The sequence below is a fragment of the Erythrobacter sp. S43 genome (assembly GCF_057364955.1).
Genome location: NZ_CP200285.1, coordinates 1,766,942 through 1,790,381 on the forward strand (window position 1 = coordinate 1,766,942; position 23,440 = coordinate 1,790,381).

The 23,440-nt window shown below is 58.3% G+C and carries 22 protein-coding genes and 1 pseudogene; 11 read left to right on the forward strand and 12 right to left on the reverse strand.

Annotated elements, in window-relative coordinates; translation table 11 throughout:
- Positions 1 to 13: 13 nt before the first annotated feature.
- Entirely contained in the window at positions 14 to 1,186 is a 1,173-nt protein-coding gene (locus tag AC0V6K_RS08595; protein ID WP_472626086.1) for a nucleotidyltransferase family protein, read from the reverse strand.
- A gap of 133 nt (positions 1,187 to 1,319) precedes the next feature.
- Between AC0V6K_RS08595 and rfbD the strand changes: the two genes are divergently transcribed.
- The 8 genes and pseudogenes from rfbD to AC0V6K_RS08635 all read left to right on the forward strand — a co-directional run bounded on the left by rfbD (position 1,320) and on the right by AC0V6K_RS08635 (position 8,950).
- Positions 1,320 to 2,177 (forward strand): dTDP-4-dehydrorhamnose reductase, encoded by an 858-nt coding sequence (rfbD, locus tag AC0V6K_RS08600; RefSeq protein WP_472621311.1) that lies wholly within the window; start codon positions 1,320 to 1,322, stop codon positions 2,175 to 2,177.
- Positions 2,170 to 3,226, forward strand: a pseudogene (rfbB, locus tag AC0V6K_RS08605) (dTDP-glucose 4,6-dehydratase). The gene rfbD and the pseudogene rfbB overlap by 8 nt, the downstream one beginning before the upstream one ends.
- Positions 3,227 to 3,243: 17 nt before the next feature.
- Positions 3,244 to 3,870 (forward strand): class I SAM-dependent methyltransferase, encoded by a 627-nt coding sequence (locus AC0V6K_RS08610; protein WP_472621313.1) that lies wholly within the window; start codon positions 3,244 to 3,246, stop codon positions 3,868 to 3,870.
- A gap of 21 nt (positions 3,871 to 3,891) precedes the next feature.
- The gene (locus tag AC0V6K_RS08615) at positions 3,892 to 4,539 is read left to right on the forward strand and encodes a glycosyltransferase (protein ID WP_472621315.1); all 648 of its coding nucleotides are present in this window, start codon (positions 3,892 to 3,894) and stop codon (positions 4,537 to 4,539) included.
- A gap of 140 nt (positions 4,540 to 4,679) precedes the next feature.
- Positions 4,680 to 6,146, forward strand: a complete 1,467-nt coding sequence (locus AC0V6K_RS08620; RefSeq protein WP_472621317.1) for a flippase — start codon at positions 4,680 to 4,682, stop codon at positions 6,144 to 6,146.
- Between the two features lie 71 nt (positions 6,147 to 6,217).
- Positions 6,218 to 7,552 (forward strand): O-antigen ligase family protein, encoded by a 1,335-nt coding sequence (locus AC0V6K_RS08625; RefSeq protein WP_472621319.1) that lies wholly within the window; start codon positions 6,218 to 6,220, stop codon positions 7,550 to 7,552.
- Positions 7,545 to 8,813, forward strand: a complete 1,269-nt coding sequence (locus AC0V6K_RS08630; RefSeq protein ID WP_472621321.1) for an adenine nucleotide alpha hydrolase family protein — start codon at positions 7,545 to 7,547, stop codon at positions 8,811 to 8,813. Before AC0V6K_RS08625 ends, AC0V6K_RS08630 begins: the two co-directional genes overlap by 8 nt.
- On the forward strand, positions 8,810 to 8,950 hold the full coding sequence (locus tag AC0V6K_RS08635; RefSeq protein WP_472621323.1) for a hypothetical protein: 141 nt from the start codon (positions 8,810 to 8,812) through the stop codon (positions 8,948 to 8,950). Before AC0V6K_RS08630 ends, AC0V6K_RS08635 begins: the two co-directional genes overlap by 4 nt.
- Positions 8,951 to 8,953: 3 nt before the next feature.
- On the opposite strand, the gene AC0V6K_RS08640 is transcribed toward AC0V6K_RS08635, so the two are convergent.
- The 7 genes from AC0V6K_RS08640 to AC0V6K_RS08670 all read right to left on the reverse strand — a co-directional run bounded on the left by AC0V6K_RS08640 (position 8,954) and on the right by AC0V6K_RS08670 (position 17,617).
- The gene (locus AC0V6K_RS08640; protein ID WP_472621325.1) at positions 8,954 to 11,377 is read right to left on the reverse strand and encodes a hypothetical protein; all 2,424 of its coding nucleotides are present in this window, start codon (positions 11,375 to 11,377) and stop codon (positions 8,954 to 8,956) included.
- Positions 11,377 to 11,637: a spike base protein, RCAP_Rcc01079 family gene (locus AC0V6K_RS08645; RefSeq protein ID WP_472621327.1), complete on the reverse strand. Its 261-nt coding sequence runs from the start codon at positions 11,635 to 11,637 to the stop codon at positions 11,377 to 11,379. Before AC0V6K_RS08645 ends, AC0V6K_RS08640 begins: the two co-directional genes overlap by 1 nt.
- 172 nt (positions 11,638 to 11,809) lie before the next feature.
- Positions 11,810 to 12,790, reverse strand: a complete 981-nt coding sequence (locus tag AC0V6K_RS08650; protein ID WP_472621329.1) for a nodulation protein NodZ — start codon at positions 12,788 to 12,790, stop codon at positions 11,810 to 11,812.
- Complete coding sequence (locus AC0V6K_RS08655; RefSeq protein WP_472621331.1) at positions 12,790 to 13,752, reverse strand: glycosyltransferase family 2 protein; 963 nt, start codon at positions 13,750 to 13,752, stop codon at positions 12,790 to 12,792. Before AC0V6K_RS08655 ends, AC0V6K_RS08650 begins: the two co-directional genes overlap by 1 nt.
- Complete coding sequence (locus AC0V6K_RS08660; RefSeq protein WP_472621333.1) at positions 13,749 to 14,621, reverse strand: glycosyltransferase family 2 protein; 873 nt, start codon at positions 14,619 to 14,621, stop codon at positions 13,749 to 13,751. Before AC0V6K_RS08660 ends, AC0V6K_RS08655 begins: the two co-directional genes overlap by 4 nt.
- 59 nt (positions 14,622 to 14,680) lie before the next feature.
- Complete coding sequence (locus tag AC0V6K_RS08665; protein ID WP_472621335.1) at positions 14,681 to 16,885, reverse strand: GumC family protein; 2,205 nt, start codon at positions 16,883 to 16,885, stop codon at positions 14,681 to 14,683.
- A gap of 12 nt (positions 16,886 to 16,897) precedes the next feature.
- Positions 16,898 to 17,617 carry a polysaccharide biosynthesis/export family protein gene (locus AC0V6K_RS08670; RefSeq protein WP_472621337.1) on the reverse strand — a complete coding sequence of 240 codons (720 nt, stop codon included), beginning with the start codon at positions 17,615 to 17,617 and terminating at the stop codon, positions 16,898 to 16,900.
- A 167-nt stretch (positions 17,618 to 17,784) separates the two neighbouring features.
- Here AC0V6K_RS08670 and AC0V6K_RS08675 point away from each other — a divergent pair, with 167 nt between their 5' ends.
- Entirely contained in the window at positions 17,785 to 18,351 is a 567-nt protein-coding gene (locus AC0V6K_RS08675) for a hypothetical protein (protein ID WP_472621339.1), read from the forward strand.
- Here AC0V6K_RS08675 and wecB read toward each other — a convergent pair.
- The 4 genes from wecB to AC0V6K_RS08695 all read right to left on the reverse strand — a co-directional run bounded on the left by wecB (position 18,326) and on the right by AC0V6K_RS08695 (position 21,802).
- Positions 18,326 to 19,438 carry a non-hydrolyzing UDP-N-acetylglucosamine 2-epimerase gene (gene wecB / locus AC0V6K_RS08680; RefSeq protein WP_472626088.1) on the reverse strand — a complete coding sequence of 371 codons (1,113 nt, stop codon included), beginning with the start codon at positions 19,436 to 19,438 and terminating at the stop codon, positions 18,326 to 18,328. The two genes, AC0V6K_RS08675 and wecB, sit on opposite strands and share 26 nt — an antisense overlap.
- Before the next feature lie 25 nt (positions 19,439 to 19,463).
- Positions 19,464 to 20,765: a UDP-N-acetyl-D-mannosamine dehydrogenase gene (gene wecC, locus AC0V6K_RS08685; protein WP_472621341.1), complete on the reverse strand. Its 1,302-nt coding sequence runs from the start codon at positions 20,763 to 20,765 to the stop codon at positions 19,464 to 19,466.
- A gap of 99 nt (positions 20,766 to 20,864) precedes the next feature.
- Positions 20,865 to 21,347, reverse strand: coding sequence for a glycosyltransferase (locus tag AC0V6K_RS08690; protein ID WP_472621343.1), 483 nt, complete (start codon positions 21,345 to 21,347; stop codon positions 20,865 to 20,867).
- Entirely contained in the window at positions 21,344 to 21,802 is a 459-nt protein-coding gene (locus tag AC0V6K_RS08695; protein ID WP_486172609.1) for a glucuronosyltransferase, read from the reverse strand. The genes AC0V6K_RS08690 and AC0V6K_RS08695 overlap by 4 nt, the downstream gene beginning before the upstream one ends.
- A gap of 100 nt (positions 21,803 to 21,902) precedes the next feature.
- On the opposite strand from AC0V6K_RS08695, the gene AC0V6K_RS08700 reads away from it, so the two are divergent.
- Together AC0V6K_RS08700 and AC0V6K_RS08705 are read left to right on the forward strand one after the other, a co-directional pair.
- The gene (locus tag AC0V6K_RS08700) at positions 21,903 to 22,982 is read left to right on the forward strand and encodes a CaiB/BaiF CoA transferase family protein (protein ID WP_472621347.1); all 1,080 of its coding nucleotides are present in this window, start codon (positions 21,903 to 21,905) and stop codon (positions 22,980 to 22,982) included.
- 3 nt (positions 22,983 to 22,985) lie between these two features.
- Entirely contained in the window at positions 22,986 to 23,435 is a 450-nt protein-coding gene (locus tag AC0V6K_RS08705) for a MaoC family dehydratase (RefSeq protein ID WP_472621349.1), read from the forward strand.
- Positions 23,436 to 23,440 lie beyond the last annotated feature (5 nt).

Genomic DNA, 23,440 nt, shown 5'->3' on the forward strand with positions numbered 1-23,440 from the left:
GCGCTTGTCCATCTTACACCTTCCAACGCAGCCACTTTCCAACACCTGAGGCCATGCGGCGCACGGCAAGAGCGGCGGTGGGCCATTCCTTGGCATCCGGATATCGTGACCGAAGAAACTGGCGCGACGGGAACATTGCATAACCCAGCACCCGCGCTTTGTCGGCAAAGCTAGAACTGGCAGCCAAATCCAACTTGAGCCTTTGCCCCGATGCTGATGGGTTCAAGATCGCCGAGACCTCATCAAAATCCGCATTGCTTATCAGCTGTTCCAGCACGGCTTCCGGAACCGGTGTGCCACAAGTGGCGCGGGCGAAATCCAAACCTGACAATAGGATGATTGACAGGCCGGAGACTTCGGCGCGATCCACGATTTCGTTCCAGTTTTCCGGAGAGAGCGATTGCGTGATCAAGTGCAGGTCCATCGCCCAGATCAAGCGGTCGCCATCAAACTTCCGCTCTGCTCCGTAGCCGTAGCCAAGCAGGCTGTGCGAAGCGCGGTTGATGCAGATCAGAAAGAGATTGTCTGCAGGTGCCAACCCGGTCGCATTCGGTGATAAGTCGGGCAATCGCACAATGCGGTGAAACGGGTCTATTCGCTCCAGCCGCTCTGCAATCGCTGCGCTGGCGTTGATACGCCAATGCAGATCGATCTGGTGGGTGAAGTTGGGCGGCGCATCTGCTTGCCATGTCTCTTGCAGAGCGCGTGCATCATTGCACGGGTAATAGTCGCAGGTCTCAAGGACGCTGCGAGCAGCACGCCGTGTGCCGCTTAGGATCACGATATCAGTGTCACCGCGCCTTCTTTCGGCTGGTAGATCATACACCGAGTAGGCCAGCGCAGTTCCTTTTGTGACAACCGCCTTGATGCCGGCAGCGTGAAAAGCCTCAAGAAGAGCGGCGATGTGAGACCTATGACTGGTTTCCCAGAAGCTCTGCCGTCTCGCTTCGTCGCGTACCTCCTCGACGGCGGCTTCCGGCCATGTGTCCATTGCCCCAAGATGGTTCGAAAGTGCCAAGGCCATCCCATGGAACCCGATGCGATCATCTGTCTGCGCGCCGGACAACTCGAGATCGTGCGGCCATTGCGGGCATGGGGCCGCGTCGAGACATGCCTTCATACACCGGCCGAGGTACTCATCAAGCGAGGCGTGAGCTGTCTTTTCCGAGGCGGCGCCGTCTTTCATCACGCAACATGATGCGGCATTCGTGGCGAATTGGCCAGTGCGAGGCAGGTGGGGCTCCACATTGGCATTGACCGGCCAAGGTGATGCTGCAATGCGGCGGCCTCACTGCAATTTTTTGCCAACAGAGAGACGCATGAAAGTCCTGATTACCGGAGCGAACGGACAGCTCGGCGGTGCTTTGCAGCGCACAGCGCCCGCGCATGCTGATCTGAACGCGATTGATGTCGACGACGTTGATTTCTCTGATGATGCGATGCTCCGCGCGCGGTTGGTCGTTGAGGCGCCCGATGTGCTAATCAACGCTGCGGCTTACACGGCGGTCGACAAAGCGGAAGCTGACGAAGAGACTGCGCGTGAGATCAATGCCGACGCGGTGGCGGTTATGGTCGAGCAAGTGCAATCGCAAGGTGGCAAGCTGGTCCATATCTCGACCGATTTCGTGTTCGACGGGACATCAGAGCGTCCATACGCCCCGAACGACCCGCGCAATCCGATCAGCGCCTATGGCCGGACCAAAGCGGCGGGTGAGGATCACCTGCGCGATGCTGATCTGCTGGTGCGCACGGCATGGGTTTACGAGGCAGGCGGCGCGAATTTCGTGCGCACGATGATCCGGCTTATGAATGAGCGCGACGAACTTGGCGTGGTGGCCGACCAGAAGGGGTCGCCAACTTGGGCGACCGGTCTTGCACAGACCATCTGGGCCCTCATTGAAAAGGATGCGTCGGGTACATTTCATCACAGCGACAATGGCGAGATCAGCTGGTATGACTTTGCCGTTGCGATTGCCGAAGAGGCGCATGATCTGGGCTTGATCGGCGCAATTCCCACAATCAATCCCATCACCACCGCAGACTATCCCACCCCCGCCAGCCGCCCGGCTTATTCTGTGCTGGATTGCAGCGCGACCCGAGCCTTGCTGGGCGACGGGACTGTGCCTTGGCGGGAAAATCTGCGCGCAATGCTGAAAATGGAGAAAGCTCTTGGCTAGCATCCTTGTGACCGGCGGCGCCGGCTTTATTGGAGGCAATTTCGTCCACTACTGGAACGAGAAACACCCCGATGATGATGTGGTGGTGCTGGATCTCGCTCACCTATGCGGGCAACCGCTCGACTATTGTGGGAGCGCCACGCGCCGAACTGATCGAAGGCGATATCCGCGATCAGGAACTGGTCGAAAAGCTCCTGCGCGAGCGGCATATTGCTACGATTGTCCACTTCGCAGCGGAAAGCCATGTGGACCGTTCGATCACTGGTCCTGACGCCTTTATCGACACGAATATCCTCGGCACCAATTCGCTGCTGAAAGCCGCGCGATCGGTGTGGCTCGACGGCGACGGTGTGCCGCACCGGTTCCATCATATCTCGACCGATGAAGTGTTCGGTTCACTCGGTCCGGAAGATCCCGCGTTCAGTGAGACCACGGCCTATGCGCCCAATTCGCCCTATTCGGCGTCCAAGGCGGCTTCGGACCATTTGGTGCGCGCCTATGACCACACGTACGGGCTCGAAGTGACGACCAGCAATTGCTCGAACAATTATGGACCGTATCAGTACCCTGAAAAGCTGATCCCGTTGTTCCTGCTGAACGCGCTCTCGGCCAAACCGCTGCCGATTTACGGCGACGGCATGAATGTGCGTGACTGGCTGCATGTGGAAGACCATTGTCGCGGGATTGAGGCCTGTCTGGAGCGCGGTGACCCGGGCGAGACATACAACATTGGCGGCGGGGCCGAGCTGCCCAATATGACCGTGATCGATACGATCTGTGCCGAGGTGGACCGCGCATTTGAAGAGGTCGAGGGGCTGGCGGACCGCTACCCTGACGCGCCCGCTGCCAAGGGCGAGAAGTCGGACACACTCAAGACCTTCGTCACCGACCGCGCGGGCCATGATCGCCGCTATGCGATCGACGAGACTAAAGCGCGCGCCGAGCTGGACTACACACCTCAGCGCGGGTTCGAAGAAGGACTGCGCCAAACCCTGCGCTGGTATTTGTCCCACGAAGATTGGTGGCGACCTTTGCTTTCCGGCGGCTGATTCCGCAAAAGACGCGCATGGATTACCACTCATCCATCCGCCACGATATCGTCCCACTGGTGCCGCAATGCGAAAGCTTGCTGGATGTCGGCGGCGGGACGGGTGCAACAGCCAAACATCTCAAGCAGATCGGACGCGCTGCCAATGTCAGTGTGATGGACGCCGTCGTGGGCGATCATGCCGATGGATTAGCGCATTGGTCGGAAGCCAATCTTGATGATCCGGCGGAGATGAGCGCGTTTCTCGATAAGGCTGGCCCGTTTGATGTCATCCTCGCGCTCGATGTACTGGAGCATCTGGTGGAACCTTGGACAGCAGTCGATACGCTTGCGAAAGCTGTGAAGCCAGGCGGGATAATGATCGCCAGCATACCCAACATCCGTCACATTTCGGTTTCGGCGAAACTGCTGTTCGGCAACAGCTGGGACTATGCTGATGCAGGTCTGCTTGACCGGACGCATTTGCGGTTCTTCGTGCGCAAAACTGCAATTGAGTTGATGGATCGAGATGGCCTGACGATCGAGTCGGTCCAGCCTTCACCACTCGGATCGCGCAAACACAAGCTCGCTAACGCTTTGACCTTTGGCACCATGCGTTCGCTGTTCGCACTGCAATACTTCATCGTTGCACGAAAAGCCGGGTGAGGCGCTGGGGATCATGCCAACATGAAACCCGAAGACTTCTCCCTAATTGCCGCCGTCAACGATGATGCGATCTTGCAGGCCTGCCTTGCCCGATCACCCGATATCGCTGAAGGCCGCTTGCACCTCACCACAATCCGCAACGCCAGCTCCATGGCGCAGGCGTATAATCAGGGACTTGATCAGTCGTCCGGGCGTTACGCGATTTTCGCGCATCAGGATGTGTATTTGCCAGCCGGTTGGCTGGACAAAGCCATCGCAGCGCTCGCCAGCCTTGACGCAGATCAGCCCGATTGGATGGTTGCTGGGCCGTATGGCGTGCGCGAGGACGGTACGCATGTCGGATGCGTGTGGGATGTCGGCATGGACACCGAATTGGGCGAGTGCGGGTTTGCTCCGACGCCGGTCGTTTCACTCGACGAGCTATTGCTGATCGTGCGCCGCGATACTGGGTACAGGTTCGATCTCGGCCTGCCGCATTTCCACCTTTACGGCACCGACACTGTGCAGACAGCGCTAAGCGAAGGGCACAGCGCATGGGCGCTCGACATGCCCGTTGTTCATAACAGCCAGATCGTTGCCTCGCTGGCGGGGGGTACACGCGGGCGCATCATTACATGCGGCGCAAATGGCGCCGCCGACTGCCGATCCCCACGACGGTCACGCCGCTGACCCGCAATCCATTCCGCATTCTAAAGGCGCGCTGGTCGATGCGCGGCGCTCCTAAGCGGGATGGCACCTTATTGGCCGATGCGGTCGAAGTGGCCAAACAGGCCGGCTACGAATGAGGGGCGCGTCTTGAGGTTGGCCAAATGAGACTGGCGCGCAACAGCTTTTACACGCTGACCGCTTCGGTCATTCCGCTGGTAATTTCGATCATCACGGTCCCCTTCTTCGTCACGCAGATCGGGGCGGAGCGCTATGGTGCACTAGCCATTGCGTGGTTGTTCCTTGGGTACTTCGGTGCTGCGGATTTCGGGATCGGGCGCGCGATCACACAGCGTATCGCGGCGATGCAGGACGAAGGCGCTGACAGCCGCGCGGGCGCGGTGTGGTCTGCCCTCTTGAGTATTACGGGACTGGCGCTGGTCACGGCCATCCTCCTCTATATCTTTGCCCAATGGTATTTCCGCGATGTGTTTGAGGTTGGCGCCGGACCGCGCGCGGAAATGATCGCTGCGATATGGTTGCTGGCGCTGTGCAATCCGGTGGTGGCGATCAACGGCGTGCTGGCAGGCGCGCTGATGGGGCGTGAACAATTCCGGCTGGTCGCGGTCGGCAACACCATTGCAAATTCGGGGATGCTGATATTCCCGCTGGCGGTTGCCTATGTCTTCAGTGTCGATCTCTACTGGTTGATTACCGCCTCGCTGGCTGCGCGGATATTGGGTGGAATCATCATCGGCGCATCGGTGTGGCGAACCATATTGCGAGGCCAGTCGATCACTTTCCAGCGCGAAGAGTTTAACAAGCTGGCCAAATTCGGTGTCTGGGTGATGCTCTCTGCTCTGGTCGGACCGCTGATGCTGCTTGCAGACCGGTTTTTGATCGGTGCGCTTTACGATGCCGTGGCGGTGGCTGCCTATGCCATTCCGTACCAGATCGCGGTGCGCACCATGCTGCTGCCCAATTCGGTCACGTCGGCGCTTTTCCCTCGCTTCGCTGCCGAAGCGGGAGATGCGGCGCGCGAAAGATGCGCTCAGTTTGTGGTGATGATCGGGCTGATCTTTGCGCCCGTCATTATTGGGTTGGTGTGCCTCGCCGAACCGTTGCTGAAATTGTGGCTCGGCGCGGCGTTTGATCCGCGATCTGTCTTGGTTGCGCAGCTAGTACTTGTGGGGTGCTGGACGAATGCGATTGCGCTGGTACCGTTCTCTTACTTGCAAGCGCGCGGATATCCGCGATTCACCGCCCTGCTTCATGTTGCTGAACTTCCCGTGTTTGTAGGCCTCCTGTGGCTTCTAGGGAGCCAGTACGGTTTGGCCGGGTTTGCTGCGGCCTTTGCGATACGCTGTGCTGGCGATTGTGTGGTCCTGATGATCAGGGCGGGGGTCGCGCAGTCAGGCGTGTGGTTGCAATTGGCGGTTCCGGCGTTGCTTATCCTCGCTGCTATGGTGGCTGGTCTAACCATAAAATCACCGCTCGGATTGTTGGCTTTGTCGATTGGCCTTGGCGTTGGTGCGGTGGCGGCGATCGCGTTCCAAACTCCCAAGACGCTCAGGGAGCAGCTCGTCCAGCTGCCGTTTGTCGGTACAGGCCTAAAGCGAATTTGGAGCTGATGCGGAAAATCTGCCGACAGAAGAACGGAGCAGACTTTCCGTAAAGTGGCGCGATGGGTTATCGTCCGCCAATGGCAACCGCCCAGCCTTCGACGTCCGAGATTCCCCCGCTGCGCGTATTTGTGCAGCGGGCGGGCAGTGATTTGGCGGTCTATTGCGCTGCCTTGTTGGGGTACTTGCTTCTTGTCCCGCCACAATTTGACGCGCACATCGCGGGCTCGGTCATTCCGCCCTACCGTTTCTTCCTGCTGTTCTCGTCTGTCTTCGTTTTTGTCAGTGCCCTGCGAGGGCGGATCAGACTCACTTGGCCTGATTTGATACTCCTCACCACTGTTGGCTGGATATGTCTCGCAATGTCCATCACGTCAGAGCCGGAAGAGGCGCTGACCGCAAGCGTGGCCCATATCGCGGATGTAGGGCTCGCCTACTTCTTCGCCCGTGCAGCCATCCGCGATTTGCGGGACTTGCGGATGCTCTTGATCCTGCTTTTGCCGGGATTGCTTTTTGTTGGAGTAGTCATGCTGGTTGAGGCGGTTTCCGCACGGCACATCATTCAGGGTGTGGCGAGCCGCTTGACCGGCGGAGAGATCAACTACGGATCCAGCCCGCGATTTGGCCTTATGCGGGCGCAGGGGCCGTTTGTGCACCCGATCCTTGCTGGGATCTTCCTCGCGAGCTTCCTCCCGCTTTATTGGCTCGCTGGGTTCAAATGGTGGGCGCGCTTGGCCGGATCTGTCGCCGCTCTATGCAGCATAGCGACCGTCAGTTCAGCGGCGTTTCTTGGTCTGGCGGCCGGGGGAGTGCTTCTCGGCTATAACTGGCTTGCGGAGCGGTTCGTCAACCTGACGTGGCGTTTGTTTTTCGTCTTTTCTGGGCTCGGATTGTTCGCGCTCGAATTTGGCACAAATGGCGGCGCATTTAGTTTCCTGGTCCGCTTTGCATCACTCAACGCAATCAGCAGCTATACTCGGATCCTGATCTGGCGATACGGGTCTGAGAACGTCGCAGACAGCCCGTGGTTCGGAATTGGGTATCGCGAATGGGACCGCCCCTTGTGGTTGGGCTTTTCGATCGACAATTATTGGCTTTTGGTGGCCATTCGTTTTGGCATTCCGGTCTCGGCTCTGATTCTGCTTATGACTGTCATTACGGTTTTTGTGCTGTCGCGCCGGTCAGGTGGATTGCGCAAGCCGAGCAGTCGGCTTGAACGCGGTGTTGCGATTGCGCTTGCGGTTTTCGCGCTAGCGCTGGTCTCAGTATCGGTCTGGCACGCGGCGCAGGTCTGGTTCTTTGTGCTGGCGGGCATTGCGGTGTCGCTTGCCTATGCGCCCAAAGCCACATTGCTCGCGCCGAACCGGATGTTCCCCGGCCATGCAAGAGGGGGCAACCGTGCCTCCGTTGAGTGATTGGCAGTATCGGATCACGCCATCGCCAGATGGCCTGATGATCGAGCATGGTCCTGATATTGGATGCCATGAGGTCATCTCTGTGCAAGGCGAGCGGCTGGGCTTGTTGATCGGTTTCCCGATTGATCTGGAAGCGCGTCGAGTGATTGATAACCCTATTCAGATTGAGACTTCGGAAGGTCTTACGCCAGACACGCTGGCACACCTGATCTTTGAACGCATCGCTGGCCAGTTCTTGTGGGTCATGGAGTTTGGCTCCGCTCGCCGTATCTATCCTGATGTCACGGCACAGGTTCCGTGCGTCTATGATCCGGTGCAGAAATGCGCGGCGCTGAGTGTGCCGGCCATGTGGTCGCACGAGCAAACGCAGCAACGTTTTGACCGCGAATTGTATGACCATATGCGGGTCGATGCCGAAGGCTGGTTGCCTGCGGGCCTGACCGCGCATCATGGCGCACACCGGTTGTTGCCCAACCACTACCTTGACCTTGATAATTGGGAGAGCGTCCGGTTTCGCGGCAGCGCTGATCTCTTCTCGCCGACCACTTTGGATGATGCTTGCGATACAGTCAGCGGATTGGTCGGGGCACAAATCGAGGCCCTACACCACAGCGATAGGGAGGTCGCACTGTCGTTAACCGCGGGCCGCGACTGCCGGATGATTGCAGCTGCCGCAGCCCATCTTCGCGATGATGTGACCTTTGTGACTCTTTCCGATCCCAGTGCGCTCAACATGGACACCCAAATGGCGCGCCGGATCGCCAAAGAGCTTGCTCTCAAGCATCTCGAACTCCCTGCCCAGTATGCGGATGACGCGGAACGCGAGGCCTATATTGCGCGTGGGGGACACTGTATTTCGGGAGCCAACTCGCGCCTGTTTATCAGCATGGCACCTCTGCGAGAGAGCCATGTCTTCGTCGGTGGCCTCGGCGGGGAGCATGCGCGCGGATATATGTGGAATGACCGTGACGGGGATGATTGGCCAACCGCGGAATCGCTCCTACGCCGTTTCAGCTTTAAGCCGCATCAACGCGTGATAGATCGCATGCAGGCATGGCTTGATGGCAACGATGCGCAGACGCCGCAGCAAGTGTACGAAATGGCTTACATGGAACTGCGCGAGGCGTGCTGGGCTTCGGCTCAGTTTCCTTGTGATCCCACACTCATTCGGCACCAACCCATGCGCAGCGTGCCAACGATCCGCGCCATGCTGGGCCTGTCAGATGCGGACAAGAAGGGGCACGACTTGCCCAAGCGATGATCGAAAAGGGTTGGCCCGAACTGGGCGCCTTCCCGATCAATTCGCTGGGCAAGACGAAGGATACGCTGGCCAAAGCGCGCCGCGTGCTGCGTGACCCTGAAGCGCTTATTCGCAAACTGCGTCGCCTGCGCAGCTGAGCGTTAGGCCAACCGTTTCAGCGACACACTATCGAGTATCGCTACTGTGCCGCTTGACCCCCAGAACGACATGGTCAGCACTTGCGCGGTTGCAACGAATTGCCGGGTCTGTGTGCCTGAAACGCCAGCCGGTCCCCACGCATACGCCCCACGCGCATAGATCGCAGTCCCTGTCCCGCTGATCGTGAATGACAGCTCATAAGAGCCGCCAATTTCCAGGTTGGGTACGATCTGTTTGAAGCCTTCCGCGATCAGCCCGGTGCCCCGCGTGATTTCCGCAGCACCATTGCTCCAAACTGCTGAGAACCCGTTGCCGATCGACCAGCCCGCAAGATCGGTCTCAAAGCCACCATTGGTGATCAGCTCTTCGTTCAGCACGATTGGGGGTGGCGGCTTGGCCGGACGCACCGGCCATTCGTTGGCGTAAGGCCCAACGCCAGGATTGGCCGGATCCCATGAGCGGCCTGCGGCGTCGCGGCGGAAGTCTATGTCGGGAAACCAGCCTTCCAGCGTCTGAATGGTCGTCTCCACGCTCGCTCCCGCCATAGTGTTGAGCGGCGATCCGGGCACCGCTTCGAAACGGAAATTGTCTGTGTCTGCAAAAACTGCGTCGATCTCACCCGCCAGCGCCTCGGCTGTTCCGTCGGTGGTGTTCGAATTGGTCAGCAGGTTGTTTGACCGCGTCAGCGCGCCGCCCGTGTTCACGATGGCGGGCGTGACACAGTTCATCACATTCCAGTCATGCACATCGCGGCCAACTGTGATCCCGCCCGCATTCATGGCACTGATCCGGTCCGGCATATGCGGCACCCAGCAATTGATAAGATGGCTGTCGGAGCCAGGAGCGGGAAGAACCTCTCCGGTAGCGGTTTGATCAACATAGCCGCGTCCGTCACTGGCAGGGGAGAAGGTGCAGTGGAGCATGTAGAGCCGCGAGGCCGTCTGGTTGGTGGCGTACCCCTCATACAGGCGGTTCTGCAGCCCTATTCCGCCGCGATAGTTGATCACCGCCACTCGGTCGCAATCGCCATAGAAGTTGATCGCATTGGCGTGCCCGCCCCCGCTTGTGCGCACGGACTGGATGTCTTGCATCACCATGTCGTGGCACCCGAACATGCGAAATCCCGTTTGCGATAGATCTTGTGCAAGGCAGTTGCTGATGCGGTTGCCCACCGATGGGTTGCCCGTGGAAGGCAGCGTCATCAGGCCGAAGCAGATGCTGTCGCGGAATGAACAGCGCTCAATCGTTGCGCTTTGTTCGAAGAACTTGACCTGCATGCAGCTTAAGCCGGCGCAGTATCGGAACGAGCATTCGCGGACAGTCGCGGGGCAGCTCGTAAGACCGACGCCATTCGTCAGATCGAGTGCAACGCCGCCAGTGCCATTGTTGGCGAACATCGCGAAATCCAGGTTCTCAATGGTGACAGAACTCTCGGAGACATTCCGGGTGATCCGTAGACCGTGAGTCTCGATGGCAATCTCAGCTTCGGTGAAGGCAGTGTGGCGTGGCCATACATAGTAGGTGATCGTTCCGTCGCCATGGTCGCGCCAGCCCCATTGGCCCGTTTCGATCGCGGGCAGGACATTGAGCAAAGCATAGGCGCCGTCTGTTCCACTTTGCGGCGTAACGTCCTTCGCCTCAAAGGTCAGCGTGCCGCCAGAGACCGATGCGACCTTTAAAAAGTCAGTGCCGTTTCCGATACGCCAAACCGCGGCAACACTTTGCTCCAGTTGGCTGTCGGTGAACCCGCCAAGCGCGGACGGGTGGGTCAAAGTGTCATAGTGCTGCCCGCCCCGCAGAGTGATTGAGAGGTCAGCGTGTTCATTTGCATCGAACAGCTGGTCAATATTGTCGATGAAGAAGTCGGGAGCAGCGCGTTCTGTTTCACGAACGCCGCAAAGGTTCAGCGCGCGCCCGTCTTCCGTGACGATGGTGCGCCAGTTCTCAGCCAACGGATAGTCGGCGGTGCTGACGGTGCGTTTGAAGATCGCGGCGAAATTGTCGCCGACAATATCCGCGTCGGCCGCAGAGCATGGCTCGAACCCGGACAAGCGGCGCGCTCCGGAAATGACGGGCCTGTCTGTACCGTAACCAGCAATAGTCAGGCCGGTCAGTCCGCTGTTGCTCCAAGAGAACGTGTTTGTCTCGCGGTAGACCTCGCGATCCCCCATAATTCGGATGGTCCGTGAGCCGCCAGCGGCGTGTGCGGCGGTAAGAGCGGCGGCGATCGTGGCGAAGGCATTCTCCGGATTGGTGCCCGCATTGCCGTCATCGCCGTTGGCGCCATCCACGAACCAGTCGCCATCGGTGCCCGCGCCATAAATCGGAGATTGGCCGACGCTGCGATGCAGGCCGTCCAGGCTGGGAAGTCCGCGCCGGGATGGATGTGACCCAAGGGCCTGCGTCGCAACGCCGAGTTGAAGCATCAGGCGAGGCCGACAATATCGGTGGCGGTGCTGCTGACGCGAACGGCCCGCGCGCGGATCGGCAGGATGAAGCCAGATGGCACATTGCTTAGCGTGACGTCTTGATCGGAATCGATCGGGCGCAACACAACATCGCCGCCATTGCCGACATACAGCGCCTTGGTCGCCATCGGCAGATCGGAATTGTCGTCCGGAGTTACAGCAAAAGCGTGTTTGGCCGGGGTGATCAGACTGTCGGCAAAATCTTCAAATGGGTCCATTACGAAATCCTCGTTCGGTTAGAATCGATGCCGGGCTAACCAAATGGTTTCGTGTAGGAAAATGGAAATTCAAGGACGCGGGAATTGTGAGGCGTTGAGGCCGGTTTAGAAGGCGTTTGTACGCCTTGACCCTCGCTTTGAACGCCTTGTGTGCCCTCGGGTGCCGGTCCGCCTAAATGCGCGCCTGAATGAACTTCTTCAGGACGATTTTCAGGTTGGTGCGGTCGACATCGATCTGGTTGCGCTGCGCAATATCGCCGATCAGCGCAGCCGTGACCGAGAATGTGGAATGGCTGGAATGGACCAGATAATCGCATCGTGAAAGCGCAATCATATCGGCCAATGCGCTGCGCGCTTCGGTGAGCGGGTCAGAATATTGGCCAGAGGCAACGTGCAAAGCGGCGCCATCATCGGGCAGGGTTTTCTCGATCTCGACGGCATTGGGGTAACGCGAACGAACCACTTGCCGCGCCTCCGCACTGTCGGTCGCGAGAAAGATCCTGGCCCCTTGGGTTTGAACATCGAGACGCTCCAGCCCCTTGAGAATCTTGGTCAGCGGGACCTTGCGATCGGTAAAGCGAATATGGACGCCAATCGTTGGCTTACCGGTATCGGGCAAAGCGTCATCAACGGTTTGCATAACCTCGGGCACTGGCGCGAAGTACTCGCTCAGGAGCGCACGAGTGACGGCTTCTTCAGACTCCCCGCCGAACTCAGCCGAGGCGACCATCCTCCGGCGCAGGCGCTTCAATTTGGCTATGTAAGACCAGAAAACTGCCACCGGCTCGCGCGGATCATTTGCAGCCAGATCGACCGATAGTTTGCGGTAGATCAGCGGGTCCTGATGCGCATCCGGGAATTCGGAGTGGATCAGATCGGTCGGGTGCTTGCGCATTCGGCCGGACCAGATCGCAGGCGCGACTTCATCGGCGTCATCAAAGGCACTGACGTCGCCCATCCAACTGGCATTGAACAACAGCGGATAGAGATTTTCACCCTTGTCGAGATACATGCCATCGCGCCAGTCGATATAGGGTGTTCGCCCGAGCAGGCGGGCCAGCACCAGTCCGGTTACGCCCGACAACATGCGATTGCCCAGCCCGCCCTTGGCCTTGATGACGAGTGCCTTTTCTTGGCCGCCCCCATTCGCCATTATTGGACATCCTTGATCTTAGCCAAGCGTGCCAGAAGCCCGCGTTTCTCATGGTATCCGCCCATCCAGAGATCGGGGCGCCGTGCAATCAGGCTATATGCCTCGCCTAGCCATCGGATGCCCGGTTTCCAGCGCCCCAGCAGCTTTCCTGCAAGACACCGCTCAATCGCGGCAATCCAGAGCAAAAAAGTGCCTAGCATTCGCGCCGGCGTGGACCAGTGCAGCCGCAAAAACTGGACGGTGCCTGCCGCTTTGTAGAGCATACGTGTGGGTGATGCGGACTGGTCGTGACCCGAATGGTGCATACCGCGTGCCTTGGATATCCGCCAGAATGAATGCCCCATTTTGCCAAGTCGATAGAACAGATCGACTTCCTCGCAATAAAGGAAGTAACTTTCGTCGAGACCAGCAGCCGCCAGCCAAGCTTCCCGGTCAATCAAGACGCAGCTTCCCGAAAGCACGGCGACGGGCTCGTCTTTCTCAATGCCTTTGATTGCTGAATTGCCCTCAATCGAGCGGCCAAAGATCAGGCTCAAAAATTCGAGCAAAGATGGCATTGCAATTGAATTGCCGGAGTCTGGGACGCCGGACGGCTGTAAAGTCACCGCTCCCCATGCGGCAGCATCTCCGTGGTGCTCGCTGCCGCTGACGAGTGCGCTGATCGCGCCTTGGCACAAGATCATGTCAGGGTTGAGCAGCAACAACTTTTTCCCTGCTGCGTGCTTGGCGAGCAGGTTGTTTCCTTTGGCAAACCCGACATTGCCTTCACTTGGCACGATGCGCACTTCGGGGAAGTCCTTGGAGACAAGCTCTTCTGTTGCACCGTCTCCATTGTCGATCAGCATGATTTCATATCGGACGTCTTCGACTGCCTTTGGAATGGAGCGCAAGCAGTCGCCAATGAAATCAACCGAATTGAAACCGACGATCAGAATGCTGACGAGAGGCGCGGCGGTTGTCATAGCTCGCGCGAGCTCGCATCGTGGGCCCAATTGCGGGTCTGGCCTCGAAATGTTCGCCAATACGCCAGCAACTTGGCTGCAATTTTGACCCCCCCAAAGACCGCCAGATCGGGCAAATTCGCACCGCTTCGGAGTGCGACCATCACCCCGCCTTTGGAACTGGAGTGGATCGGAAACTGAGGTGGGTGTTCTCTATGCAGCTCGCGATTGCCGAGTTGCTTGCGCGCTTCGACTTTGACCAGTCCTGCGAGGGTTCGGGGCGGATGCACCTTTGTTGAAAAGGAACTACCGTCAGGACCCTGTCGCAAGACGCTTCGTTGATCGTCAGAAAATCGGGTGTGGATCCATGTATCGTCGGCAATGATCTCTGGAAACGGTCCGATCAAATCAAGCGCGGCGCTCGACAATCCATAGCAGCCTGCGCCGCCTCTTCCTTCTTTCGCAAAAGGCTGACGAAGCCAAACGCGATAGTAAGCACGCACGCCGGGGCTGGCTCGCGAAAGGTCAAACCGTACGGTCGGTGCAGCAATCATGGCCTCGCTCTCACTCAAAGCCTCTGCGAGCGCGGAGAGGGTGGCGAAATCGCATTCAACATCTGCATCTAGGTATAGGCGCGGGGCATATTGGGCCAATTCGCTGGCCGCATTGATGGCTGCAGTCTTCGAATCCTTGGCGATCTCAACTATGTCGGCTTCCGGTGCGGTAGCGCGCGCGATTTCTACCGTTCGATCATGGCACCCATTGGCCGCAACAATGATTTGCATCGCACGACCGTCTGGTGCGCCAGTGCGAACAGCGTCCAGACATCGTGCGATCACAGCTTCTTCGTTGTGAGCGGGTATGATGACGGTGAAAGGAAGGTTTGGCACCCAGTCTATACTCGTTCTTTTCATGAGCTCGAACGAGCTCACGGGCAGTACTGCGCGCTCTATTTGCCGTACTGATAATAGCCGTATTGGTAGTCGTAAGACTGACCCGCTTCCAGTGCGCGGTACTTGGTCAAGACGGTGCCAATGACATTGCCATTGCCCATTCGGATCCGGCGGATTGCGGCCCGCGCTTGACCAAACGGCACCTTGTTCGCCTCCAGCACGAAAACAGTCCCATCAACCATGTTGGCAAGCAAAGGCGCATCGGCGATGCCCAAGACCGGGCACGTGTCGACGATGACAAGAGAGTATTCCGCACGGCATTTCTCGATGAACTCACGCATCTGCGGTGAGGCGAATAATTCGGAAGGGTTCGGGCTGACCGATGCAACGGGTAGAATGTCGAGGTTCTCGTGAGTCCCTTTGACGACGGCATCTTCCATTGCCGAATGGCCCAGTACCACTTCGACAAAGCCTTTTTCAGGCTTTTCAATATTGACCAGCTCCGCAATCGATGGCCGCCTTAAGTCAGCATCGATCAGGATTGTCTTGCGTCCCAGATTGGCGAAGAGTTCGGCCAGAATGACGGCTGTGGTCGATTTACCTTCGGACGCCTGACTGCTGGTAAGCTGGATGACATTCTGCTCACGCGGCAATGTAAAATCGATCGCCGAGCGGATCGACGCATAGGATTCCATTAGCTGTCCGAAGCGGTCTTCACCAACCTCAAGGTCTTTCGGATCGACATAAGGCGTATGCCCGAGAAGCGTGAGTCCGATCTTTTCTTCGACGTCGTCAAGCGAACGGACCTTGTCATCGAGTGTTTCGCGCAGCAAGGCCAAGCCGCCAGCGAATGCAATGCCCAGCGCCAAGGCTAAGGCCAAATTTCGCATCAGGTTTGGCTCATAAGGCGCACCTGGGACCAATGCCGGATCCAGCTTCGTAACATTGCCCGTCTGGACATTCGCGGCGGTGCTGATCGAATTGTAGCGATCCAGCAGCGCACGGAGTTGATCACGCAAGGCCTCGGCTTCGCGCTCCAGCACGCTAAACTGCACCTGGCTGTCTTGCTCAACCAACGATGCTGATTTGGCGGCGGCCAGTTCCGACTGCAATGCACGTTCTTGGCCGCGGGCGACAAGATAATCGTTGCGCACGGTCGCCTTAATATCGGCGCTTGCTTTGTTGATCTGACTGTCCAGTATCGCGATCTCAGATTTCACATCGACCACTTTGGGAAAGGCATCAGTATAGCGCTGCTGAAGGCGGCTCAGCTCTGCCATTTTCGCTGTACGGTCTGTGATCAAGCCTTGCAGCACGATATTGTTCTGTACTTCGGGCAATTGTGCCGCCGGTAGGTTTTGAATGGCACGCCAACGTTGCTCGGCTGCTATCCGGTCAGCCCGCGCAGACGATGCGCGTTCATTTATGCTGGTCAGCCGTGCGTTCGTGATTGTGGTCGCTGCTTGGCCATTTTCAGTCGCGCCGGGTTGCTGCACGATAATGCTACTGTTTCGTGCGTAGGTGTTTGCCGCGCCCTCTGCGGCCCTCAGCCGCTCGCGGACCAGTGCGATCTGCTCTTGCAGATATTCCTGAGCGTATTGATTGCTGTCTATCCGGTTGCGAGTATCCGATGTCGTAAACGCATCGGCATAGGCATTGGCCATTTCAGCCGCGAGTACGGGATCTTCAGAACGAAATTTGATCGTTATGATCTGGCTTTCAAGCGGCAGTTCCGCTTCGACTTGCGACGCCAGCGCCTGCGCGGCCAATTGCAGCTTGTCCTGAGCCCATTGCTCGTCGGAACGATTGGGTGGGCGGCCATCATCGACGTTCGCGCCAAGGAAATCATAACGATCACCCAAATTGCGTTCGGCAGCGACTACGCTAGCCAGATTGCGGCTTTGGATAATCTCGACCTGGGTCGCCATGTAGGTGTTGATGCGATTCCCATAAATCTCGGGAATGACGTCCTGCCCTTCGACCACGTTTTTACCGGTCGGATCAACGCGAACGGTGGTTTGCGCTTCGTACATCGGTGTGGCCATCATCGTCCACACGATGCCGCCGATCAGTGCGGCCAGCACGACCAGGACCATCAGCCAACGTTGGCGATAGAAGATGCCGCGGATGGCTGCGACATCAATCAACTTTTGTCCGGCCGGAGCCTGCATTGGAGAGCCATCTTGCATATAGCTATCGAGCCAAAGCGCCCGACCACTTGGCTCCGATGATGGCGGCTGGATGATCGAGCGGTCGTTCATTCCATTGCCCCCTTAAAACTGGCTGCCAGCGGTAGCGAAGATGCCAAAAGCGGGAACGGCACGAAGGAAGTCTTGCCAGAAGACTGACAAGCCATCTGTGCCCATTACGACCCTGTCACCTGGCTCAAGGACCGGGTCCAGCATGGTGCCTTGGCTGATCATGGCGTAATCGAACTTGGCGACTGCGATGCCATTTTCCGTTTCGCGGAACACCGCCAATTGCGATGATTTCGCGGTTCTTTGCGGCCCTTCAGCGAGCGCGACAGCCGAAGATAATCGCGCACCGGGCTGAAATGTGTAGACACCCGGTCTGGTGACGGCGCCTTCAACCGTGACAAGGTGAGAAGCGTATTCGGCAATATTAATGCTGACCGAAGGCGATCTCAGACCCACCCTCGCCAATCGAGTGGTCAGATCTTCCTCGAGCGATTTTGCTGTCATTCCAGCCGCCGGGATGGAGCCCAAGAGCGGAATTGAAATATTCCCTTCAACGCCGATACGTACGCTTTCCAAGGAGAAATCAGGCTCGCGAAACACATTTACCGAAATGCGATCAGACGGTCGCAGAAGGTAAGTCTTGGATCGTTGGTCCGTATAATCCGCCTGACCCAATGACGTGACCGGCTGACTTGCTGCCGGACCAATCACCGTTTCAGGAGAAGACGTGCAACCACCAAGGAGAGCTGCCGAAACAGCTGTAAGCATCAACGGATTGATGGCTTGGCGACGCACGAAATTGTTCCCTTATTTTGTATGGGCACACCCTTATACAGGTGATTTTGCTGCCATAACAGGTCGGCAACACAATTTTACGGGTAGAACGCCCGCGTGAAAAGGTGAGGAGGGGACATTGCGAAATTGTCGAGCCTGATAAGACTTGAGATGCTACAGATCGGCGCATGAGCGACGCTGGCCCCTCCACACTGAGCCTGATTGCGGCGGCGGGGTATGTCGGTGTGTTCTTCGCTTGTCTGGCGGCGTCGCTGCAGGCTAACCGTTCCGAGACTAGGAGACACCAGATCTGGGCTTGGGCTGCGATTGCCGTTTTCTTTTTGCTGCTTGCGATCTCGCGCACTGTCGATTTCGAAGAGACCATGCGCGATGCTTTGCGCGATTGGCTGCGAGACAATGACAGTTACAAGAGCCGGGCTGCGTTCCAGATGCCCTTGACCATTGGCATTGCGATCGGGGCTGCGGGACTTCTTGTTTGGCTAGTGCGGCAATGGCGAAGAGCTTCGGGCCGACGCGCCAAATCGCTGCTCGTCGCGGTGATTGGAGTCATGGCGATGATTGGGCTTATCGCATTGCGCAACATCTCGTTCAGCGCTTTTGACAAGCTGCTATACGGCCCGCTGAAGCTGAACTGGATTGGCGATATCGGCTCGGCTCTGCTCGTGCTGGGCGCGGCCCTTTACTACGCTTACTCCGTGCAAACTACGCTTAGCAGCCGCGGGCACTCGCGATGATCTGCGCGATCTGCTCGCTGGCAGTGCCATCACCATAGGGATTGTGGGCCCTCGACATGGTGTCGTAGTCGGCTGGGTTGTCCAGCAGTCTTGAGACTTCGCGGGTGATCGCTGAGGTATCGGCACCCACAAGCAAGGCAGTGCCCGCTTCAATACCTTCTGGTCGTTCAGTTGTGTCTCGCATCACCAGAACCGGTTTGCCGAGGCTTGGTGCCTCTTCCTGGATGCCGCCGCTATCGGTCAGAACGATGTCCGACACTTCCATCATGGCGACGAAATTGAGGTAATCGAGCGGTTCAATCAGCGCGATGCTATCATTGTCCGAGAGCGCAGGGCGCATCACTTCGGCCACATTGGGGTTGGGATGCATCGGGTAGATGAGGGCCGTATCATCACGCGCTGCGAGCTGCTTAAGCGCGGAGGCAATCTGCCGCATCCCTTCGCCAAAATTCTCGCGACGATGCGCGGTGACGGCGATGATCCGCTTGCCGGCAAAGCGCTGTTTGAGCGGTGCGATGTCCGGAGCGAGCGAGGGATCAGCATCGATCTTGGCACGCGCCGCCAGAAGCGCATCGATCACGGTGTTGCCGGTGATATGGATGCTGCCCTCGGCAACGTTCTCGGCTCGCAGCGAATTGGCTGCTTGCTCAGTGGGTGCAAAGTGCAAGTCCGAAACCACGCCGGTGACCTTGCGGTTCACCTCTTCGGGCCACGGCGAGTAGATATCGCCGGAGCGCAAACCCGCTTCTACATGGCCAACAGGAATGCGGCGGAAATAGCATGCGAGCGTCGCCATCATCGTTGTCAACGTATCGCCATGGACCAGTACGCGGTCCGGCCTTTCAGCATCCAGCGCTTCGCCAAATCGGGTGATGATGCGGGCTGATAATGCATCAAGGCTTTGCCCCGGCTGCATCAGGTCGAGATCTATATCGGGTTCAATTCCGGCCATCTGCATGACCTGATCAAGCATCTCGCGGTGCTGCGCCGTGACGGCCACGCACACATCAAAGCCGCCATGCGCGCGCAGCGCATTCACGACAGGGAACATCTTGATTGCCTCGGGACGCGTCCCGAAGGTCACCATGATTTTGGGTCGGCTCACGCGCTCGTCACCGTTTGATCATACCGCGCGTGTCATACACCAGCTTGCCGGCAAAGTCGGCTTGCGTGAGGTGTTTGAAGGCAGTGTGATCGACCAGCACAACCACAACTTCGGCGGTTGCCAGCGCGTGGTCAAGAGATACCAGCTCTGCGCCGGTGCCAGCGAATCCGTTCGGCAGTTCTTCGGCGAAGGGCTCAACCACCATGATCCGCTGGCCGCGCGTCTTGGCAAGATCAAGGGCGATTTCAAGCGCAGGGCTTTCACGGAAATCATCGATATCGGGTTTGAAGGCGAGGCCGAGCAGGGCGACTTTGCCGGGCATGGCGTCGACCAGCCCGCGGATACGGCGCTCGGTGTAGGTCGCTTTGAAGTCGTTCACTTCACGCGCGGTGCGGATCAGGTTTGCAACCTTCGGCGCGCTTGAAACCAGGAACCACGGATCGACCGCGATGCAATGTCCTCCGACACCGGGGCCGGGCTGCAGGATGTTGACGCGCGGATGGCGGTTAGCGAGCGCGATCACATCCCACACATCGACACCCAGATCATCGGCAATCACGCTCAATTCGTTGGCGAAGGCGATGTTGACGTCGCGGAAGCTGTTTTCGGTCAGCTTCACGGTTTCGGCAACGCGGGCGTTCGTTACCAAGCAATCGCCTTCGACGAAACTTGAATAGAGCGCTTTGGCCCGTTCGGCGCAGCTTGGCGTGATCCCGCCGATCACGCGGTCATTCTGGACCAATTCGCGGACGATTTTGCCTGGGAGGACGCGCTCCGGGCAATAGGCGAGCGCGATGTCGCCCGTTTCCTGAGAGCCGAAGACCGGCATTTTCAGGTCAGGGCGCATCTCGGCAATGATGTGCGCCACACGCTCGGTCGTACCGACAGGCGAAGTGCTTTCGACGATCACGCAAGAGCCGGGGAGCATTTTTGGAGCAATCGCGCGCGCTGCTGCTTCGACATAGCTGATGTCAGGCGTTTTATCGTCGGTCAGCGGGGTGGGGACTGCAATCATGTAGAAATGCGCAGTCGGAACCTCGGTCGAAGCGGTGAGCTTGCCCGTTTCGATCGCTTCGCTGACCAAACGGTCGAGATCGCGTTCTTCGATATGAACGCCGCCCGCATTGACAGTTTCGACAACCTTTTCAGAAACATCGATGCCGCAAACGTTCCAGCCATAGCTTGCGAGAACAGCCGCAGTGGGCAATCCGATATAGCCAAGACCGATAACCGCGACCTGATGGTCGGGCGCCGGCTGGGTTTCAGCATCGGGACCAAATGCGGTCGCCGGGTCGATAGGTGCATTCATTGCGTTAAAGTCTCCGCGAAATTGCGGCGGACCATGGGGGCAAAGGGGTAAATATCACGTTAGGGATGATGCGAATTTTCGCTCGCACCCAAAACGGGTCTAAAGTGTACCTGTCGCGATGAACTGGGTGACGGCGCTCTTCAGCGCATTCGCCTCCAAGGATTTGCTGTGAGACACCGGGCCTAGAGCGAGCCCCTCCAACACTCTTTGACGCAGTACATCTTCGGTTGCGGCGACCAGAATTCCGCGCCGTTCTCCAAGATGTGCGGCAGTTGCCAATTGGTGGTCATTGCGATGCTCGCCCAGTTCTGCGCGACGCGGCATCAGAACCACCGGTTTGGAATATCGTGCAGCGGTCAGAACAGTGCCGATACCCGCATGACTGACGATTAGATTGCAACGTGCGACAAGAGCCTCAAACTCTTGCGGCGCGATCTGCTTATGCGCCTTAATGTTCTGCGAAACGAATGTGCCGTTTCCCGTTTGCGCGATGACTGTCTGGTCAAGCTCCGGGGCTATCGCATCCATTGCTTCGATAAGCCGGTCGAAACCCAACTGCATGCCAACTGTCACAAGGATCACAGCACCGCTCCGCGATATTTGACGGTTGGCTCATCGGCCAAATGCTCCCATTGGGTCAGACACTCATGCGCAATCTTGGCTGCCATCCGGCCGCTTAGCGACAATCGCTCACCATTGGCGACGCTGTCGATCCAGAGAGTTTTGGCTCCGATCAGCCGGGCGAAAAGCAAACACAGAAAACCTGGCGCAGCGCCGGTAGAAATGACGACACTCGGCCATGTTCGTATGACAAGGCTGAAGGCGACCACAGCGCACCAAAGCGTGCGAAACGGACGGTCTTTGTTGCAATCCGGCAAGATCGAGGCGTCATCAACACCGTGGAGGAGGGCAACCGCAGGATCGGTGGTGGCGAAGCGCGCATCATTGGCCTCCAGCGCATCGCGCAGCAGCATCAGCTGCTCCCAATGACCACCGCCTGAGGCAACAGCCAGCACTTTTAGCGACGGTGTGTTCACAGCGGTCTGAGTAGCTGCGCGGCGGGCCCGGTGCAACGCTTTGCACTCTTGCTTCCAGACCCACCACACGCCAGAGAAAGCGCAAGAGGAGAGACTTTTCATGTCATCATCAAACGGGCCGCTCACTGGCCTCAAGGTTATCGAATTTGCCGGCATCGGGCCGGGACCGCATGTTGCGATGCTGCTCGCTGATCTAGGCGCGGAAGTGGTGCGGATTGACCGGCCCGGCGCGGCTGTGTCCAACCCGGTGGTCGAACGCGCAAGGCACCGTGTCACGGTTGATCTCAAAACCGAGGAAGGCGTGCGTTTCTGTGCGGATGCCGCGATAAAGGCAGATGTGCTGATCGAAGGTTTACGTCCCGGTGTGATGGAGCGTCTGGGGCTTGGTCCCGACAGTCTGATGAATGCCAATCCGCGCCTCGTTTATGCCCGCATGACTGGCTGGGGTCAGGAAGGGCCTCTTGCCCAGGCTGCCGGGCACGACATCAACTACATCGCGATCACCGGCGCGCTGGCTGCCATAGGAAATGCAAGCGAGGCACCGATTCCCCCGCAAAACCTAGTCGGAGACTTCGGTGGCGGGTCAATGTATTGCGCGTTCGGTATCCTTGCCGCGCTTTATGAGCGTGAACGTTCAGGCAAAGGGCAGGTGGTTGATGCCGCGATTGTGGATGGCGCTACCAGCCTGATGAGCTTCTTCTTCGGCGTGCGGAACCGTCCCTTCATCACGACCGAACGCGGGAAGGGCATGTTGGGCGGCGCGGCGCACTTTTATCGCTGCTTCACCTGCTCTGATGGGCGCGACATTTCGGTCGGCGCAATCGAGCCGCAGTTCTACGCCGAATTGCTGGCGAAATCGGGTGCCCCTGCGGAGTTGGCTGAGGGGCAGATGAATCCCGCCAATTGGGACGATTACACGTCAAAGATGGCGGACCTGTTCAAGACCAAGACGTGCGATGAATGGTGCGAGCTGCTCGAAGGCACTGACGCATGCTTTGCCCCCGTGCTTGATGTCGATGAGGCGCGCGAGCACCCACATATGAAAGCACGGGGCGCTTACGTGGAGCATGACGGTGAATGGCACACTGCCCCCGCGCCGCGCTTCAGCCGCACGCCGGGCGCCGTGCGCTCGAGCACCGACAATGGTGCGGACGTGATCGCAAGCTGGACGGGAGGCTGATCCATGGCAGGCAAGTTCTTTGACGAGTGGCAGGTCGGTGACAGCATCGAGCACGATATCCGTCGCACCGTGACGGAGACTGACAACCTGCTGTTCTCGACCATGACGCACAATCCGCAGCCGCTACACCTAGATGTGGAGGCGGCGAAAGCCAGCGGGTTTGGCCAGATTCTGGTCAATTCGACCTTCACCTTTTCGCTCTTGGTTGGGCTGTCAGTCGGTGACACTACGCTCGGCACGCTGGTTGCCAATCTTGGGTTCGACAAGGTCGTGACGCCCAAGCCGGTGTTCATTGGTGATACGTTGCGCGCGCGGAGCGAGGTGAAGGAACTGCGGGAAAGCAAATCAAGGCCCGAAGCTGGCATCGTGACCTTCACTCATGAGCTGCTCAATCAGCGTGATGAGGTGGTTTGCCGCTGCGAGAGATCGGCACTGCTGAAGCGATCCGCTTGACGAAC